This is a genomic window from Rhodococcus sp. 14-2483-1-2, from assembly GCF_002259405.1.
Taxonomy (GTDB): domain Bacteria; phylum Actinomycetota; class Actinomycetes; order Mycobacteriales; family Mycobacteriaceae; genus Rhodococcoides.
This window is the reverse complement of record NZ_NPFW01000002.1, coordinates 226,558-247,680: the sequence shown is the minus strand read 5'-3', so window position 1 is coordinate 247,680 and position 21,123 is coordinate 226,558. Positions and strand designations below refer to the sequence as shown.

Below are 21,123 nucleotides of genomic sequence, written 5' to 3'. Positions count from 1 at the left end.
CGGCTCGGATCGGGTATCGACTTGTAACGGTCCGGTACATACGTACGGATATGTACTGAAAGGTAACTTCGAGTTGCTCCCGGTGAGAAAATAGAGAACGAAGTAAGCAACTTGCTCGACGTGTTCGGTGCCCGCCGATCGCTGCCGGTTCGGCAGCCGGTGGGGGCGCGTGTGATTGTGGGAAAGAGAGGAATCGATTGGACCCGCTAGGTGTGGAAGGTGCTGGACACGACGACGGAGTCGGCAGTCCTGAGCATTCGTCGTTCCCCCTGTCACCGGCCCAATTGGGAATGTGGTTCGCGCAGCATGTGGACCCCTCGGTACCCGCGAACATCGCCCAGTACATCGAGCTGCACGGCGAGCTCGACGTGGAGTTGCTTCGTCGATCATCCTCACAGGCGGCACTCGAACTGCAGTCCGGATTCGTGCGCATCGTCGAGATCGACGCCGAGCCCCGGCAGATCGTCGATCCCACCCTCGACGACTCCCTGAACTACCTGGACCTACGCGGCGAGGCCGATCCTCGTGCAGCGGCCCTGGCGTGGATGCACGGCGACTACAGCGCGCCGATCGACATTCTGCGCGACCGACTGATCGCCGCGACCGTGCTGCGCCTCGAGGACGACGTCTGGTTCTGGTACGAGCGCGTGCATCACGTCGTGCTCGACGGATTCGGTGCCGTCACGTTCATGAACCGTGCGGCGGAGCTTTACACCGCGGCGGTGGAGGGCACCGAACCGAGCAAGAACCTGGCGTCGGACCTGACGAAGGTCTACGACATCGACGTGGCCTACCGCGACTCGAGCCGTTTCGAGGCCGACCGCGAGTACTGGGCGTCGCGGATCGACGGTATCGACGGAGTCACCACCCTCGCCGGTCACACGGCTGCACCGGCGGCGACGAGTCAGATCGACAGCACAGCCCTGTCCGCCGAGACGATGGACGGACTCGAAGCCCTGCGAAGCGAGACCGACACGACGATGGCAACCATCGTCATCGCCGGCTTCGCCGCCTACCTCGCGCAGATGACCGGACGCGAGGACGTCGTGCTCTCGCTCCCGGTCACCGCGCGCACCACCGCGGTGTTGCGCCGTTCCGGCGGCATGGTCTCCAACGTCGTTCCCCTCCGACTCGACGTGTCGGGTGACACCACCGTCGAGACGCTGCTCGCGCGCGTCAACGCCGAGGTCTCCGGGGCCCTGCGGCACCAGCGATACCGGCACGAGGACATTCGGCGCGATTCCGGAGCGGCCAGCGGTCAGGCCTCGTTCTTCGGTCCGTGGGTCAACATCATGCTGTTCTTCGGCGAGGTGCGCCTCGGTTCGATGGTCGGCGGCATCAACATTCTCTCGACCGGCCTCATCGAGGATTTCGGGCTCAACCTCTACACCAGCGTTGCCGGGTCGACCACCCACATCGACTTCGAGTCCAACCCCAATCTGTACGGACCCGAGCAGTCCGGGCGGAACCACGAGAGGTTCGTCGAATTCTTCGCCCGGTTCGTGGCGGCGGGAGCCAAGAGCGCGGTGTGGGATCTGGCACTGACCGACGGTGGCGAACGCGAACTCGTCGTGGCCGAGTGGAATGCCACCGAGCACGAGACCGAGCCACGCACGCTGCTGTCCGCCTTCGAAGCGGCTGCGGCCGCACACCCCGACGCGACGGCCCTGGTGTACGAGGGCGAGTCGGTCACCTACGGTGCACTCTCCGCGCGAGTGAACGGCCTGGCTCGTCACCTGATCGATATGGGTGTCGGCCCCGAGACTCTCGTCGGACTCTCGATCCGCCGTTCGTTCGACCTCGTCGTCGGGATGTACGCGATCGTGGCGGCGGGCGGTGCCTGGGTGCCGATCGACCCCGACCACCCTGCCGATCGTACCGCGTACATTCTCGACTCGGCACAGCCGCGATGCGTGCTGATTTCCTCGCACGACGACGTCGAACTGCCCGAGGGAACCGAGACGGTTGCGGTCGACCTCGTCGACTGCGCGTCGCGGTCCACGGCACCCGTTCGGGATGCCGAACGTACTGCGCCACTGCGACTCTCGAATACCGCGTACGTGATCTACACCTCCGGTTCGACCGGACGGCCGAAGGGCGTCGCGGTCGAACACGCGGCGATCGACAATCAGATGGAGTGGATGCTGTCGGAGTATCCGATGGATGCATCCGACGTCTATCTGCAGAAGACGGCCACCACCTTCGACGTCTCGCTCTGGGGATTCTTCCTGCCTCTGCGGGTCGGCGCGACAATGGTGCTCGCCACTCCCGACGGGCATCGCGATTCGGTCTACGTGGCCAACAAGATCGCCGAACATCGGGTCACCATCACCGATTTCGTGCCGTCGATGCTGACGGTGTTCGTGGCCAATGCGCCGACGGGTACCTGCAGTTCGTTGCGCCACGTGTTCGTCATCGGCGAGGCATTGCCGGTCGAGACCGCAGCGTCGTTCCGCGCACTGTGCTCGGCGGGGCTGCACAATCTCTACGGCCCCACCGAGGCCGCGGTCTCGGTCACCTATCACCCCAGCGGACCGCAGGACACCCGCACCGTTCCGATCGGTGTGCCCGAGTGGAACACCAAGGCCTTCGTTCTCGACGGTCGGCTACGACCGACCCCGATCGGCGAATCGGGCGAGCTGTACCTCGCGGGAGTTCAGCTGGCGCGCGGCTACGTGGGCCGACCGGATCTGAGCTCGGATCGCTTCGTCGCCAACCCCTTCGGCACCGGCGGCGAGCGGATGTACCGCACCGGTGACCTCGTGCGCTGGCGTGGCGACGGAGTGTTGGACTACATCGGCCGGACGGACTTCCAGGTCAAGTTCCGCGGACAACGCATCGAGCTCGGCGAGATCGAAACGGTTCTGCTCGCCAACGAATCGATATCGCAGGCAGTGGTATTGGTGGTCCAGACGGTCACCGGTGATCAGTTGGTGGCGTATGTCGTCGCGGCTCCGGGACGATCCATCGAATCCGCCGCGGCGATCGAGTTCGCCGGCCACGCCCTACCGTCGTACATGGTGCCTGCAGCGGTCGTCGTCCTCGACGCCCTGCCACTGAACACCAGTGGCAAGCTCGACCGAAAAGCGTTGCCGGAACCGGTGTTCAGCAGCGCGAAGAAGTATCGGGCCCCGCAGAGCCGGGCGGAGTACGTCGTCGCCGGTATCTACGAGGATTTGCTCGGTGCCTCCAAGGTCGGTCTGGACGAGGACTTCTTCGAGCTCGGTGGCAACTCTCTGATCGCCACCCAGTTGGTGACGCGAGTCGGCAGCGCTCTCGGAGTTCGCCTCGGCGTCCGTGAGCTGTTCGAAGCTCCCACGGTCGGCGCGCTGGCGGCCAGGGCCGAATCGGCGGCTCGGCTCGGGGCGGACACCCCGGTGCTGGAGTCGCGGGAACGGCCCGAACGTATTCCACTCTCTCCTGCGCAACAGCGTATGTGGTTCCTCAACCGCTTCGACCCCACCACCGCGGTGTACAACCTGCCGTTCTCCGTCCGTCTGACCGGGCCGCTCGACGTGGTCGCCCTGTCGGCCGCATTCGCCGACGTCGTCGACCGACACGAGACCCTGCGCACCGTCTACCCCGAGGTGGACGGCTCACCGGAACAGGTTGTGCTCACGGCGGCGCGGACTCCGGCGACGATTCTGCCGGTCCGCATCGAACGCGACGAACTGGGCGGTCGCCTGCACGAACTGGTCGCCAAGGGATTCGACGTCACGGTCGATACACCGTTCCGCATCGCACTCTTCGAGATCTCACCGACCGAGCACGAACTCGCGATGGTGCTGCACCACATCGCCGCCGACGGGGCGTCGTTCGGTCCGCTGGCGCGGGATGTGCTGGTGGCCTACTCGAGCCGGGTCAAGGGGCGCGCACCCGAGTGGACGCCGCTCGAGGTCCAATACGCCGACTACGCGCTGTGGCAACGAGCGGTGCTCGGTCCCGAGACCGATCCGCTGTCCCTGGCTTCGCGCGAAATCGCGTACTGGAGCGCGACTCTCGAAGATCTTCCCGATCAGTTGGCACTGCCGTCGAGCAGGCCTCGCCCCGCAGTGTCCTCGAACGCGGGCAGCAAGCTTCGGGTGGACGTGCCTGCGCATCTGCACGCCTCGCTGGCGAGCCTGGCCCGGGCGAACAACGCCTCGCTGTTCATGGTCATGCAGTCCGCGTACGCGCTCCTGCTCGCCCGGCTCAGTGGCACCACCGACATCGCCATCGGTGCGCCCGTGGCCGGTCGCGGAGAACCAGCACTCGACGACCTGGTCGGCATGTTCGTCAACACGCTCGTACTGCGCACCGAGGTCGATCCGGCGTTGACGTTCGAGGAACTCCTCTCGCGCGTTCGTGACACGGACCTGTCCGCGTTCGCGCATGCAGACGTGCCGTTCGAGCGCCTCGTCGAGGTGCTGAACCCGGTGCGTTCGACGTCCCGGCACCCGCTGTTCCAGGTCGCGATCTCGCTGGAATCGGCGATGTCTCGTGAACTCACCGTCGGTGGCCTGCGCGCCACAGCCGCCGAATTCGACGTTCCCATCGCCAAATTCGACGTACAGCTGTGGCTGACCGAGCATCTCGACGACGGGGCACCCGCGGGTATCGACGCGGTGTTCGAGTACGCCACAGATCTGTTCGACGCCGATCTCGTCGAGAGTTTCGCTCGTCGCTTCCTGGCGATTCTGGACGCGGTCACCACGGACTCGACGGTGCCGGTCGGCGACGTCGCGATCGTCGATGCCGCGGAGCACCGGTCCGTGGTGTCGCAGTGGAACGCATCGGGAGACGACGTCTCTCGTGAGCTGACCCTGGTGGATCTGCTCGACGCCGCTGCCGCACGTCACCCGGACGGCGTCGCGGTGCGCTTCGGTGACTCGTCGATGACCTATGCCGAGTTCGACGCGCACTCCAACCGTCTTGCCCGCGTTCTCATCTCCCACGGCGTCGGCCCCGAAAGCCTGGTCGCCGTCGCCCTTCCGCGGTCCGCGGAACTCGTCGTCGCGCTCGTCGCGGTGATCAAAGCCGGCGGTGGATACCTCCCCGTCGATCCGAGCTACCCACTCGACCGAGTCGAGTACATGCTCGACGACGCTCGGCCCACAACCGTTCTGTTGTCCGGCTCGAACCGAGTGGAACTGCCGTCCGACGTCGAATCTCGTACCGGCGCAGCATTGCTCGACATCGACACCGTCGATCTGTCGTCGGTGTCCGGCGATCGTCTCACCGACGAGGACCGGACGAGTCCGCTGCGACCCGACAACGTCGCCTACGTCATCTACACCTCGGGTTCGACAGGCCGCCCCAAGGGCGTGATGATTCCGCATCGCAACGTCGTTCGGCTCCTCGACAACACCGATTCGGTCTACGGCTTCGGTGCCGACGACGTGTGGACGATGTTCCACTCCTACGCCTTCGATTTCTCGGTGTGGGAGCTGTGGGGCCCGTTGCTGTACGGCGGCACGTTGGTCGTCGTCGACTACTTCACCTCGCGGTCGCCGGAGGCATTCCACCGCTTGCTCGTCGACGAGCAGGTCACGGTGCTCAACCAGACGCCGTCGGCGTTCTATCAGCTGTCCGAGGCCGATCGCACGACGGCAACCGATCATGGCGAACTGTCACTGCGCTACGTGATCTTCGGCGGTGAAGCCCTCGAACAACGGCGTCTGACCGGGTGGTTCGAGCGGCACGGGCACCGTTCGCCCCAGCTCGTCAACATGTACGGCATCACCGAGACGACCGTGCACGTGTCCTATCGTGCGCTCGATGCCGCGTCCGTCGAGACCAGTGCCTCGGTGGTCGGCAAGCCCATCGCCGGACTGCGGGTGTTCGTGCTGGACATCCGCCTGCATCCGGTTCCGGTCGGGGTGCCCGGCGAAATGTACGTTGCCGGTGGACAACTCGCCCGCGGTTATCTCGGTCGCCGGGAGCTGACGTCGGTTCGCTTCGTGGCGAACCCCTTCTCGTCGGGAGCCGACGACGGATCGCTGCTGTACCGAACCGGTGACCTCGCACAGTGGAACGCCGCAGGAGAACTCGAATACCTCGGTCGTTCCGACGATCAGGTCAAGGTCCGTGGTTTCCGCATCGAGCTGGGCGAGGTGGAGGCGGCGGTGACCGCGCAGCCGACCGTCACCCAGGCCGCCGTGGTCGTTCGCGAGGACTCGCCCGGTGCAGCTCGACTGGTCGCCTACGTGGTGTCCGCTGCGGTCGAGGGTCGGCCGATCGTCGACATCGAAGACATCAGAACCGGTATCGCCGAGGTACTTCCGGAGTACATGGTGCCGTCGGCGTTCGTCGTGCTCGACGCCATCCCACTGACCGTCAACGGCAAGCTCGATCGCCGGGCACTGCCGGCTCCGGTGTTCGAGGTGCGCGAGTTCCGTGCCCCGACGACACCGATCGAGGAGATCGTTGCCGACGTCTTCGCGGACGTTCTCGGGGTGGAGCGCGTGGGTCTCGACGACGATTTCTTCGAGCTCGGCGGTAACTCGCTGATCGCCACACAGGTGGTCTCGCGCCTGGGAGTCGCTCTCGATGCCACCGTGCCGGTGCGCATGCTGTTCGAGGCGTCGACCGTGGCGCTGCTCGCAGTACGGGTGGAGCAGGCCGCAGGGGAGGGCGGCCGCACCGCACTCGTCGCGACCGTGCGGCCCGAGCGAATTCCGCTCTCGCTCGCGCAGCAGCGAATGTGGTTCCTCAATCGATTCGATGCCGACTCCACCGCGTACAACATTCCGTTCGCACTGAGACTGACCGGCGAACTCGACGTCGCCGCGCTGCAGGTTGCGATCATGGACGTGATCGACCGGCACGAATCGCTGCGCACGGTCTACCCGGACGCCGCGGCAGGCCCGCAGCAGTCCATCCTCGACGCCGCTCAGACGGTGCCGAACCTGATGCCCATTCCGACGTCCGCAGCCGATATTCAGCGGCAGGTCTTCACACTGGCGTCGACGACGTTCGACGTGACGGTCAACGTTCCGATTCAGGCCCGCCTCTTCGAGATCGGTCCTCGCGAGCACGTCATCGCCATGGTGGTGCACCACATCTCGGCCGACGGCTGGTCGATGGGTCCGCTGGCCCGCGACCTCATGATCGCCTACGCCTCGCGTACCGCGTGGGAGAACCCGGCGTGGATGCCGCTCGAGGTGCAGTACGCCGACTACAGCCTGTGGCAGCGTTCGGTTCTCGGCTCCGAGGACGATCCGCAATCGCTGATCTCCGGTCAGGTCGACTACTGGGCCGACATGCTTGCCGGTCTGCCCGATCAGCTGGATCTGCCGACCGATCGGCCGCGCCCGAATCGTCAGTCCTACCAAGGATCGTCGATCCGATTCGATGTACCGGCCGAGGTCCATCGAGGCCTGTCCTCGCTGGCCCACACGCACAACGCATCGCTGTTCATGGTCGTCCACGCGGCTCTGGCGGTGCTGCTCGCACGCCTGTCCGGCACCGAGGACATCGCGATCGGTACTCCGGTCGCAGGCCGAGGCGACGCAGCCCTCGACGACGTGGTCGGCATGTTCGTCAACACCCTCGTGTTGCGCACCGACATCGAGTCGGGTCGGACGTTCTCGGAGCAGATCGGGCGCGCCCGCGAAGTGGCGCTCGGCGCGTTCGGACACGCCGATCTGCCGTTCGAGCGTTTGGTCGAGGTGCTCAATCCGTCCCGATCGCAGGCGCGGCACCCCCTGTTCCAGGTGATGCTCTCGTTCGAGAACCTCACCCGCACGCACGTCGACCTACCGGGTCTGTCGGTGGACAGCGTCGCCCTCGATGCCGAGGTGGCGAAGTTCGACCTGCAGCTGACCGTCACCGAGTCCATCGGAGTGGACGGTCGCGGACAGGGCATGGCCGCCGAGTTGACCTACGCGACCGACCTGTTCGACGCCGCGACGGTGAGAGGGTTCTCCGAACGTTTCGTGCGGATACTCAGTGCCGTGGTGGCAGATCCCTCGCTGTCGGTGGGAGACATCGACCTTCTCGACGACGGCGAGCGCGACCGAGTCGTGACAGCGTGGAACCGCACCGAACACGAGGTACCGGACCGGGTGACGCTGGTCGACCTGTTCGATCGTCAGGTGGCCGAGACTCCGGATGCCAGAGCATTGGTGTTCGAGGGTGAGCGGTTGACCTATGCGGAGTTCGCGGGGCGTGCGAATCGTCTTGCGCGACTTCTGGTGTCGGCCGGGGTTGGGCCTGATTCGCTGGTGGGGCTCGCGATCGGGCGGAGTCTGGACCTGTTCGTGGGTATGTACGCGATCGTGAAGGCCGGTGCGGGATACGTGCCGATCGATCCATCGCAACCGGCGGATCGGAACGAGTACATCGTTGCCACGGCGGCTCCGGTTCGGGTGTTGTCGACGACGCGTGATCACGTGGAGTTCGCGGGGGTCGAGACGATCGACATCGACACCGTCGACGTGTCGGGTCTGTCTGCGGCACCGTTGACCGATGCCGAGCGCACGGCACCGTTGCGGGCGTCGAATCTCGCGTACGTGATCTTCACATCGGGTTCGACGGGACGTCCCAAGGGCGTGGGTGTCTCGCACGAGGCGATCGTGAATCGGTTGTTGTGGATGCAGCACGAGTACGGGTTGACCGCCGAGGACGTGGTGTTGCAGAAGACTCCGTCGACGTTCGATGTGTCCGTGTGGGAGTTCTTCTGGGCGCTGCAGAACGGGGCGTCGGTGGCCATCGCTGTTCCGGACGGTCATCGGGATGCGCTGTATCTGCTCGATGTCATTGCTCGCGAGCATGTTTCGGTGGTGCACTTCGTGCCGTCGATGATGTCGGTGTTCGTACCCGAGGTGGAGCGTCGCCGAGCGTCGGGTGCCTCGCTGCGGTTGGTGTTCGCATCCGGTGAGGCATTGGCTCCCACCACGGCCCGCGCGCTACGGCGGGCAATCGCTGGAGTGGAGTTGCACAACCTGTACGGCCCAACCGAGGCTGCCGTCGACGTGACCTATCACGCTGTCACGGACGAGGATTCGGAGGTGATGCCCATCGGAGCACCGGTGTGGAACACCTCTGTCTACGTGCTCGATTCGCGACTGAATCCCACTCCCGTCGGTGTCGCAGGTGAGCTCTATCTCGCGGGTACTCAGCTGGCACGTGGATATGTGGGACGCTCGGACCTGACCGCGGACCGCTTCGTGGCACATCCGTTCGCTACCGGCGGGCGGCGCCTCTATCGCACCGGCGACGTCGTGCGGTGGAACCGCAACGGCGAGCTCGAATACGTGGGACGGTCGGACTTCCAGGTGAAGCTGCGCGGCCTGCGCATCGAACTCGGCGAGATCGAATCGGCATTGCTGGCACAACGCTCGATCTCCCAGGCGGTCGTCGTGGTCCGCCACGAGCAACTCGTCGGGTACGTCGTACCGGCCGGTGCCTCGGTGGAGACCGGTGCCGTCCTCGGCGCGCTGCGGTCTCGGCTCGCGGAGTACATGGTGCCGTCGACGCTGATCGTGCTCGAGGAATTTCCGCTCGGCGCGAGTGGAAAGCTCGACCGTAAGGCGCTACCCGATCCCGCTTTCGAGGTGACCGAGTACCGGGAACCGACCAACGACATCGAACGCACCGTTGCCGAGGTCTTCGCCCAGGTCCTCGGAGTCGAGCGTGTCGGTCTCGACGACGACTTCTTCGAGCTCGGCGGAAACTCCCTCATCGCAACGCAACTGGTCTCGCGACTGGGCGTGGCCATGGACACCAGAATCGCGGTGCGAGAGCTGTTCGACACCTCCACGGTGGCCGATCTGGCCGCGCGGTTGGGCACACTGGTCGCCACGGGAAGCCGCCCGCCGTTGGTGCCTCAGCAACGGCCGCAACACATTCCGTTGTCGCTCGCGCAGCAGCGAATGTGGTTCCTCAACAAGTTCGACGTCGAATCCGCAGCCAACAACATTCCGATCGCCGTGCGACTGTCCGGTCTGCTGGACCGCCGCGCAATGCAGATCGCGGTCGCGGACGTCGTGGCTCGGCAGGAATCCCTGCGCACGGTGTTCCCGGAGACCGACGGAACCGCACACCAGGTCATCGTCGACGCAGCCTCGGCCACGCCGGATCTGACTCCCATCGACATCGCCGCACACGAGGTCGCGGATGCGTTGCGAGAACTGGCGACCACTGGATTCGACCTGTCGAAGGACCTGCCCTTCCGAACCAGACTCTTCGAGGTCAGCCCCACCGAGCACCTGTTGGTGTTCGTCGTCCACCACATCGCGGCCGACGGGTTCTCGCTGGGCCCGCTGACCCGAGACGTGATGAACGCGTACGCGGCTCGCTCGCTGAACCAGGAGCCCTTCTGGTCTCCGCTGCCGATCGACTACGCCGATTACAGCCTCTGGCAGCGCCAGGTACTCGGTTCCGAGGACGACCCGCAGTCTGTCGTCTCGCAGCAGATCGACTACTGGACAACCGCTCTGGCCGGCCTGCCGGACCAGCTCGACGTGCCGTCCGACCGCCCGAGGCCCGTCGTGGCGTCGAACAGTGGTGCGCTCGTGCGCTTCTCCATCGACGAGGATCTGCACCGCGCACTGATCGATGCCGCCAGAGCAGAGAACGCCTCGCTGTTCATGGTGGTGCACACCTCCTTGGCCGTACTGCTGTCGCGGTTGTCCGGCGAAGCCGACATCGCGATCGGCACCCCGGTCGCCGGACGCGGTGAAGCTGCCCTCGACGACTTGATCGGCATGTTCGTCAACACGCTGGTGTTGCGCACCGAGATCGACACGGCGCGTCGATTCGACCAGGTACTCGCCGACACCCGCGAGACCGACCTGTCGGCTCTGGCCCACGTGGACGTACCGTTCGAGCGACTGGTCGAAATCCTCAACCCCGCCCGATCCACGGCTCGTCATCCCCTCGTGCAGGTGGTGCTCGCGTTCCAGAACCTGGGACAGAAGGATCTCGAACTGCCGGGACTGTCGGTCTCCGGTGTCGATTTCGAGACGCTGGTCGCACTGTTCGATCTGCAGTTCACCTTCGTCGAGTCGATCGGACCCAGCGGCGCTCCGCAGGGCATGACCGTCGACGTCACCTACGCCACCGATCTGTTCGACGAAGCCACGGTCGTCACGCTGGGCGATCGCCTGATCACAGTTCTCGAAGCCGTCGCCGACAACCTCTCGACCGTGGTCGGCGACATCGAACTGCTCGAGCCCGTCGAACGCAGGCGTGTGCTGGTCGACTGGAACGACACCGAGCACGAGGTCGACCGAGCACAGACGTTGGCCTCCCTCGCCGGACAGGTCGACTCGTCCTCCACCGCACTGGTTTTCGGAGACGACACGCTCACCTACGGAGAATTCCAGGAACGGGTCGCTCGGCTGGCGCGCTTCCTGATCGACCGTGGTGTCGGACCCGAGAGCGCAGTGGGCATCGCTGCCCGTCGCTCGGTGGAACTGCTCGTCGGAATCCACGCGATCATCGCCGCCGGTGGCGCGTACGTACCGATCGATCCCGATCAGCCGGCCGAGCGGATCGCACACATTCTCGGAACCGCGGCACCGGTCTGCGTGCTGACCACGTCACGAGACACGGTGGAGGCCGACGGCGTCGAGGTCCTCGACATCGACACCCTCGACTTGTCCGGCTTCTCCGACACGCCGATCACCGACGCGGACCGAATCCGTGCGCTGGCACCGTCGAACACCGCCTACGTCATCTTCACGTCGGGTTCGACCGGGCAGCCCAAGGGCGTGGCCGTCACCCACGAGGCGATCGTGAACCGCCTGCTGTGGATGCAGTCGGAATACGAGCTCACCACCGACGACGTCGTGCTGCAGAAAACCCCCGTCACGTTCGACGTGTCGGTATGGGAGCTGTTCTGGCCGTTGCAGATCGGCGCCACGTTGGTCATCGCGAAACCCGACGGTCATCGTGATCCGCAGTACCTGCTCGAGACGATCGAGGCGCAGTCGGTCACGACGGCACACTTCGTACCCTCGCTGCTCGAGGTCTTCGTTTCCGTCGTGGCAGCAGCGCCGTCGACTGCTGCCACCTCTCTGCGGACTCTGTTCGCGTCCGGAGAGGCGCTGCCCGCGGAGGTCGGCGATCGGCTCCGACGGGTGCTGCCGGGCGTGGCGCTGCACAACCTCTACGGTCCCACCGAGGCTGCCGTCGACGTCACCTATCACGCGGTGTCGGAGGCGGACGTCGACCTCGTGCCGATCGGTGTCCCGGTGTGGAACACCAGAACGTACGTCCTCGACGCGCGACTGTCTCCGGTCGCTCCCGGGGTGGCGGGCGAGCTGTACCTCGCCGGAGTTCAACTGGCCCGCGGATATCTCGGACGAACGGACCTGACGGCCGATCGATTCCTTCCCGACCCGTTCGGAGAACCGGGCACGCGCATGTACCGCACCGGTGACCTGGTGCGCTGGCGTGCGGTGCCCTCCGGTTCGGGACGGTTGGAATACCTGGGCCGCACCGACTTCCAGGTCAAGCTCCGCGGACTGCGAATCGAACTCGGCGAGATCGAGACCGTGCTGCGCAAGCATCGGTCCGTGGAATCGGCCGTCGTTCTGGTTCGGCAGACAGCTGCCGCGGGCGATCAACTGGTCGCCTACGTCGTACCCGCTGTCGGCGGAACCGTCGACGTTGCCGAACTGACGGAGTTCGCGTCGCGCTCGCTCGCGAGCTACATGGTCCCGGCCGCGACCGTCGTACTCGACGCACTGCCGCTGACGCCCAACGGCAAGCTCGATCGTCGTGCGCTGCCTGAGCCGAACATCGAGCAGCGTGCTTTCCGTGCGCCGGCCACCACATCGGAAACCGTTGTGGCAGAAGTGTTCCGCGATGTCCTCGGAATCGATGTGGTCGGTGCGGACGACGAGTTCTTCGCCCTCGGCGGCAACTCCCTCGTCGCCACGAGAGTGGCGTCGAGAATCGGCGCGGCACTCGACACCACGGTGACCGTCCGGACCATCTTCGAGGCCTCGACCGTGTCCGCCCTGGCGGCCAGGCTCGACGAGCTCTCGGGTTCGGGCCGTCGAATTCCTCTGGTGCGCACCGATCTGCCGGATCTGGTACCGCTCTCGCTCGCGCAGCGCCGCATGTGGTTCCTCAACCGGTTCGACCCCGAGTCCGCGACGGAGAACCTCCCCGTCGCCATCGATCTCGGCGGCGCCCTCGACATCCCCGCCTTGCGCGCGGCCGTGGCCGACGTCGTCGAGCGGCACGAGTCGCTGCGAACGGTCTACCCGGAGGTCGACGGTGTCGCTTCTCAGGTGATCGTTCCGGCTGAGCAGGTGGTTCCGGATCTGGTGCCCACGGCGACCACCACGGCCGAACTGCCGTCGGCGTTGGCGGCGCTGGCCATGGGCGGGTTCGACGTCACCACTGCGCCGCCGTTGCGTGCCGCGTTGTTCGAGCTGGACTCGGACCGCCACGTTCTGGCGTTCGTCACCCATCACATTGCCGCAGACGGATTCTCGATCGGTCCCATGACTCGGGATCTGATGGTCGCGTACGCGGCGCGCAGCGCGGGCACCGAGCCCGGTTGGGCTCCGCTCGCCGTCCGCTACGTCGACTACACGCTCTGGCAGCAGGCCGTTCTCGGCTCCGAGGACGATCCGACGTCACCGGTCTCGAACCAGATTCGGCACTGGACTCGGGCACTCGCTTCGCTGCCGGACGAGGTCACCTTCCCCGGCGATCGAGTCCGCCCGGATCGGTCGTCGTACCGCGGCGGCAACATCACCCTCGCCCTCGATGCAGACACGCACGGACGCCTCGGCGACGTGGCCCGCGCCAACCAGAGCTCGCTGTTCATGGTGTTGCACTCCTCGCTCGCCGTGTTGCTGGCAAGACTGTCCGGAGAGACCGACATCGCGATCGGTACACCGGTCGCAGGGCGCGGCGAGGCCGCACTCGACGACGTCATCGGAATGTTCGTCAACACGCTGGTGCTGCGCACCGATATCGATCACGGCGGCGCATTCACCGAGCTTCTGGCGCGGGCACGCGAGACCGACCTGTCGGCGTTCGCCCACGCCGAGGTGCCGTTCGAGCGGCTCGTCGAGGTACTCGACCCACCGCGGTCGGCGGCTCGTCACCCGCTCGTCCAGGTGATGCTCACCGTGCAGAACATGGAGCAGACCGAGCTCGAACTCCCGGGCCTGAGCGTGCGCGCAGTCGACCTCGAGGTCGAGACGGCCAAGTTCGACGTTCAGTTCACGTTCACCGAGAACCACGTCGACGGCGGCATGACCATCGACGTCACCTTCGCCCGCGACCTGTACGACGACAGCACGGCGCGTGCAATCGGCGAACGTCTGATCCGCGTCCTCGAGTCCGTGGCACTCGACCCGGGTCAGCGAATCGGCGATGTCCCGGTGATGGACGAAGCCGAACGCGGCCGTGTTCTCGCACTCGCCCAGGACGCGCCTGCCGTCGCCGATTCGCTCGACACGATCGTCGATCTCTTCGCCGCTCGGGTGGCCGAGGACCCCGACGCTCCCGCAGTGGTGTTCGAGGGTGCCTCCACGAGCTACCGACAGATCGACGAGTCCTCGACGGCACTGGCGAGAATTCTCGCCGCCCAGGGGGTCGGGCCGGAGTCGCTGGTGGCCGTCGTGCTGCCGCGGACCGCCGATCTCGTCGTGGCACTGCTCGCGGTGCTCAAAGCCGGGGGTGCCTACGTACCGATCGACCCGTCTTACCCGGCGGACCGCATCGAATTCGTCCTCACCGATTCTCGTCCGGTGGCCGTCCTGACGTGGACGGGTGTGGAGGTGGCGCTCCCCGCAGCGCTTCCCAGGATCGACATCGACACCGCCTCGGCCGAGAGCGACCTGCCGGCGACCGATCCGATTCCGGCGACCGCGGCTGCGACGGCGTACGTCATCTACACCTCGGGCTCGACGGGCAAGCCCAAGGGTGTGCTGATCCCGCATCGCAACGTCGTACGGCTGTTGGCGAACACCGCGCGGCACTTCGGTTTCGGTCGAGGCGACGTGTGGACGCTGTTCCACTCGTTCGCGTTCGACTTCTCGGTGTGGGAACTGTGGGGCCCGCTGACCACCGGCGGTAGCGTCGTCGTGGTCGACTACTTCACCTCCAGATCGCCGGAAGCATTGCGGGAGTTGCTCATTCGTGAGCGTGTCACCGTTCTCAACCAAACTCCGTCCGCGTTCTACCAGCTCGATCAGGTCGATCGCACCGCAGGCTCGGCAGATGCCTATTCGTTGCGGTACATCGTGTTCGGTGGCGAGGCGCTGGAACTGCGACGACTGGCCGGTTGGTTCGATCGTCACGGCGACGACTCCCCGCAACTGGTCAACATGTACGGCATCACCGAAACCACGGTCCACGTCTCGCACCGTGTCGTGGACGCGCGGTCCGCGGCGCAGGCATCGGGATCCCTGGTGGGACGCGCCATCTCCGGGCTGTCGGTGTACGTACTGGATTCGCGGTTGTCGCTGGTACCCGCAGGCGTGCCGGGGGAGATGTACGTCTCCGGTGGTCAGGTCGCGCGCGGGTATCTCGGCCGAGCCGGATTGAGCGCGACGAGATTCGTCGCCGATCCCTTCGCAGGTGACGGATCCGTGCTGTACCGCACCGGCGATGTCGCTCGGTGGTCGACCGACGGCGAACTCGAGTTCGTCGGTCGCGCCGACGACCAGGTCAAGATCCGCGGTTTCCGAATCGAGCTGGGCGAGGTCGAATCCGCCGTTGCGTCCGCTCCTGCCGTCGGGCAGGCAGCGGTGATCGTGCGCGAGGACACTCCCGGTGCCGCACGCCTGGTTGCTTACGTCGTGCCCGCGGCCGAGTCGACCATCGACATCGACGTCGTCAGGGCCGCGATCGGGGAGAACCTTCCCGAGTACATGGTGCCCTCGGCCTTCGTGGTGCTCGACGCGATTCCGTTGACCGCCAACGGAAAGCTGGACCGACGAGTCCTGCCCGAGCCGGCTGCGCGCACTCGTGAGTTCCGGTCACCGACCACTCCGGTGGAGGAAATGGTCGCCGACGTCTTCGCCGATGTTCTCGGCGTCGAACGTGTCGGTCTCGACGACGACTTCTTCGAACTCGGCGGCAATTCGCTGGTGGCAACACAGGTGGTGTCCAGGCTGGGTGCCGCAGCGGACACGACTGTTCCCGTGCGCGCTCTGTTCGAGGCACCGACGGTCGCGGCTCTGGCTGCGCGGGTCGAGCAGGGTTCGGGCGCAGGCGCGCGTCCGGCGCTGGTGGCATCGGCGCGACCGAGCCGAGTGCCGCTCTCGCTCGCGCAGCAGCGGATGTGGTTCCTCAACCGCTTCGATTCCCAGTCCACGGCGTACAACATCCCGTTCGCACTTCGGCTCAGCGGACGTCTCGACGTCGACGCGTTGCAACGTGCGGTCTCCGACGTGATCGAGCGTCACGAGACTCTGCGATCGGTGTACCCGGATTCACCCGAGGGTCCGCATCAGGTGATAGTGCCGATGTCGGAGGTTCCCACCACCCTCGAGGTGATCGACACCGACGCGGAGTCGGTGACCACTCGAGTTCTGGAACTGCTGTCGGCGACGTTCGACGTCACGACCCGGGTGCCGCTGAAGACCGCGCTCTTCCGCGTCTCGGACACCGAATTCGTACTCGGCATGGTCATCCACCACATCAGTGCCGACGGTCTTTCGGTGATGCCGTTGTCCACCGACGTCATGACCGCATATGCCGCGCGCACCCGCGGTTCCGATCCGGCGTGGGCACCGCTGCCGGTGCAGTACGCCGACTACGCGCTGTGGCAGCGACAGGTTCTCGGGTCCGAGGAGGATTCGGAATCGATTGCTGCGCAGCAGATTCGGTACTGGGAGAATGCTCTGGCCGAGTTGCCCGAGCAGATCGAACTACCGCTCGATCGTCCGCGTCCCGCCGAGCAGACCTTCCGGGGCAGCCGCGTCGATTTCCGGATCGACGCAGCCGCGCACGCTCGACTGACCGAACTGGCACGCGCGCACAACGCGACGGTGTTCATGGCGGTGCACGCGGCGTTCGCCGTGCTGCTCTCGCGCATGTCGGGATCGCCGGACATCGTCGTCGGAACCCCCATCGCGGGTCGTGGCGAAGCGGAGATCGAAAACCTCGTCGGCATGTTCGTGAACACGTTGGTGCTGCGGCTCGACGTGGCTGCCGGAGCGAGTTTCGAGGACCTTCTCGACGTAGCTCGAGAAACCGATCTGCAGGCCTTCGCCAATTCCGACATACCGTTCGAGCGGCTCGTCGAGGTCGTCAACCCCACCCGGTCGACGGCCCGTCACCCGCTGTTCCAGGTCGGCTTCTCGTTCCAGAACTTCGCGCGCCGAGAATTCGAGCTCGACGGACTGGACATCTCGGCACTGGACACCGAGACCGGAACGTCGCAGTTCGACCTGCACCTGATCGTCTCCGACGCCCCGCGCGACGACGAGGCGTCCGGTGGCTTCGATGCGTTGTTGACCTACGCGACCGATCTGTTCGACGAGCGCACCGCTCGCTCGCTCGTCGCGCGGTTCGAGGCCGTTCTCGACGCCGTCGCGGCGTCGCCGTCGACCCCGGTCGGGGACCTGGATCTGTTCCTCGACGGTGAGCTGCCCGCCATCGTCGACGAGTGGAACGACACCGACCGTGAGTTCGATTCCGCAGTCGGCGGCACTCTCGCCGATCTGTTCGCGGACTCGGCAGCGCGTCACGCCGACGCCGTTGCCCTCGTGCACGACGACGGCACGCTGACGTACGGCGAGCTCTCCGAGCGGGTGTCGCGTCTGGCCCGTCACCTGATCGGCCTGGGTGTCGGACCCGAAGTTCCAGTCGGACTTGCCATCAGGCGATCGGTGGATCTGCTCGTCGGCATGTACGCCATATCCGTGGCCGGTGGTGCCTACGTCCCGATCGATCCGGATCAGCCGGCCGAGCGCAACGCGCTCGTGTTGGAGACCGCTGCGCCGCTGTGCGTACTGACATCCGGTGCCGTCGGGCCGGAGATCTCTTCTTCGGCAACGGTCGTCGATCTGGCACAGCTCGATCTCACGAGCCGGTCGTCCACGCCGGTGGGGACCTCCGAGCGCCGCGGTGTGCTCTCCGCCGAGAACACGGCCTACGTCATCTTCACGTCCGGCTCCACCGGGCGACCCAAGGGCGTGGCGGTCTCGCACGGTGCCGTCGTCAACCAGTTGAACTGGCTGCGCGCGGAGTACGGCCTGAACGAGACCGATGCTTCGCTGCTCAAGACCGCAGCGACATTCGACCTGTCGGTGTGGGAGTTCTGGTCGCAGCTGACCTCGGGTGGGCGGCTCGTCGTCGCGAACCCCGAGGGTCATCGCGATCCGGACTACCTGCTCACGCTGGTCCGTCGGCACGCGGTGACGACGTTGCATCTGGTCCCGTCGATGTTGTCGATGCTCGGCACTGTTGCCGCGGGCGAGCTGTCACCCGATCTGCGACGCGTCCTGGCCATCGGTGAAGCACTACCCGCAGCGGTGGCGCAGGATTTCCGACGGCACAACGGTTCCGCCGAGCTGCACAACCTCTACGGCCCGACCGAGGCAGCGGTGTCGGTGACCTCGCACCCGGTCACCGATGCCGACACCGTGGCCGTGCCGATCGGCGTGCCCGAGGCCAACACCGCCGTGTTCGTGCTGGACTCTCGCCTCCATCCGGTTCCTGCCGGAGTCACCGGAGAGCTCTATCTCGCCGGTGCGCAACTGGCGCGAGGATACTTCGGGCGAGCAGACCTCACCGCCGAGCGGTTCGTGGCGAATCCGTTCGACGCGAACGGAACGCGGATGTATCGCACGGGCGACCTCGTACGCTGGCGAGTTCCGCTCGTCGACGGTGCGCCGGCAGCGGCCCGCCTCGACTACATCGAGCGTGCCGACTTCCAGGTCAAGATTCGCGGATTCCGCATCGAACTCGGTGAGATCGAGGCTGCCCTGCGCACACAGGCAACGGTGGCCGACACCGCCGTCGTGGTGCACTCCGGCGAATCGATGGGGGACCAGTTGGTCGCCTACGTCGTCGGACAGTCCGGAGCTGTACTCGACGTGGCGAGTGTCGAAGCCGAACTCGCTCGCGCCGTGCCGTCGTACATGGTTCCTGCGGCGTTCGTCGTCCTCGATGCCCTCCCGCTCAACGCCAACGGCAAATTGGATCGACGGGCCCTTCCGGCACCGCAGTTCGAGGTTGCCGAGTTCCGTGCCCCGGTCACTCCGATCGAGGAGATCGTCGCGGCCACCGTGGCGGAACTACTCGGTCTCGATCGCGCCGGACTCGACGACGACTTCTTCGCGCTCGGTGGAAACTCATTGGTCGCAACGCAATTGGTCTCGAGGCTGGGCCAGGCGCTCGACGCCCAGATTCCGGTGCGAGCAGTGTTCGCGGCGTCCACCGTTGCAGGTCTGGCCGCTCACATCGCCCCGCTCGTCGGTGGCGGTGCGCGCCGGGAACTGACCGTCCGTGAGCGACCCGATCTGCTTCCGCTCTCGATCGCTCAGGAAAGAATGTGGACGATCAACCGGATCGACCCCGGTTCCTCGGCGTACAACATTCCTGTCGCGGTCCGGCTGACCGGCACACTCGACATCGACTCCCTGCGCGGGGCATTCGACGACGTTCTCGGACGCCACGAGATTCTGCGCACGGCATACCCCGATTCGGTCGACGGGCCGGTGCAGCAGATCGGTTCCGTCGCCGACGTGCGGGTCGACCTGACGCCCGAGCGGGTGGAACCTGATGCTGTGATCTCGCGCCTGACCGAGACCCTCGGTGCCGGGTTCGACGTCACGAAGTCGGTTCCGGTGCGGGCCGCGCTGCTGCAGGTCGCCGAGAACGAGCACGTACTCGCGGTGGTGGCACACCACATCGCCGCCGACGGCTTCTCGATGGGTCCGCTGATCCGTGATGTCATGGTGGCCTACACCGCTCGGGTTGCGGGGGAGATGCCGGCATGGACGCCGCTACCGGTCCAGTACGCCGACTTCGCGCTGTGGCAGCGTGACGTGCTCGGCAGCGAGAGCGACCCCGAGAGTCCGCTCGCGAAGCAACTGGCGTACTGGACGACCGAGTTGGCAGGAGCGCCGGAACAGTTGGCGCTCCCGCTGGATCGGCCGCGACCGCCTCGCCCGACGATGCAGGGTGCCTCGTACGACTTCTCGTTCGGCACCGACATCGCATCGGCGATCGAGAAGATCGCGCGCGAACACTCGGCGACGACGTTCATGGTGGTGCACAGTGCCTTCGCCGTGCTGCTCTCGAGGCTGAGCAACTCCTCCGACATCAGCATCGGCACTCCCACTGCAGGTCGCGGTGAACAGCAACTCGACGAGCTCGTCGGCATGTTCGTCAACACGCTCGTGTTGCGAACTCGACTCGATCAGAGCGGCACGTTCACCGAGCTGCTGCAGCAGGCCAAGGACAAGGACCTGGCGGCGTTCGGCCACGCGGACGTCCCCTTCGAGCGGCTCGTCGACGCACTGGGCCGGGCACGGTCGAGTGCCTACACCCCGCTGTTCCAGGCCATGCTGACCTTCCAGAACCACGTGACCGGAACGTTCGAGTTGCCGGGTCTGCGGGTGCAGGCCTTGCCCGCGGGCGACGACCAGGCCAAGTTCGATCTGCAGCTGACCGCAGTCGAAAGATTCGACGACACCGGCGCTTTGCGTGACATCGACGCGACGTTCACCTATGCGACGGCGATCCTCGACGAGTCGTCGATCGCGACGTTCGCCGATCGACTGCTGCGGATTCTGAACGCCGTCGTCTCGGATCCGGATGTGGTGCTGCGGTCCATCGACATCCTCTCCGACGAGGAAAAGGCCGAGTTCGCACCGCGAACCAAGCCCAAGACGGTGGACGATCTACCCGAACTGGTTGCCCGGGCAGCGAACGTCGCACCCGATGCGGTGGCACTCGAACACGAATCGACGACGATCGATTTCGCTGCTCTGCACGCCAAACTGGCACAGATGTCGGCAACGATGGGCTCGGCTATGAAGCCGCAGGCTCTGGTGACGGTCACACTGTCGGCACTGGTTCCGGGTATCTTGCCCGCCCTCGGTGCTGAGGGGCTGAACACCGCTCTGGCATCGTTGATCGAACGGGCGGAGTCGGTGATCGCGTCGTCGTGACGAGAACCGAGCTCGCCGGTTGTGCACGTGGATCGATCAG

The 21,123-nt window shown here is 66.0% G+C and carries 1 protein-coding gene; it reads left to right on the top strand.

What is annotated here, in order from left to right; all coding sequences use genetic code 11:
* Positions 1–212: 212 nt before the first annotated feature.
* Positions 213–21,083, top strand: a complete 20,871-nt coding sequence (locus CH295_RS01090; protein WP_252341849.1) for a non-ribosomal peptide synthase/polyketide synthase — start codon at positions 213–215, stop codon at positions 21,081–21,083.
* Positions 21,084–21,123 lie beyond the last annotated feature (40 nt).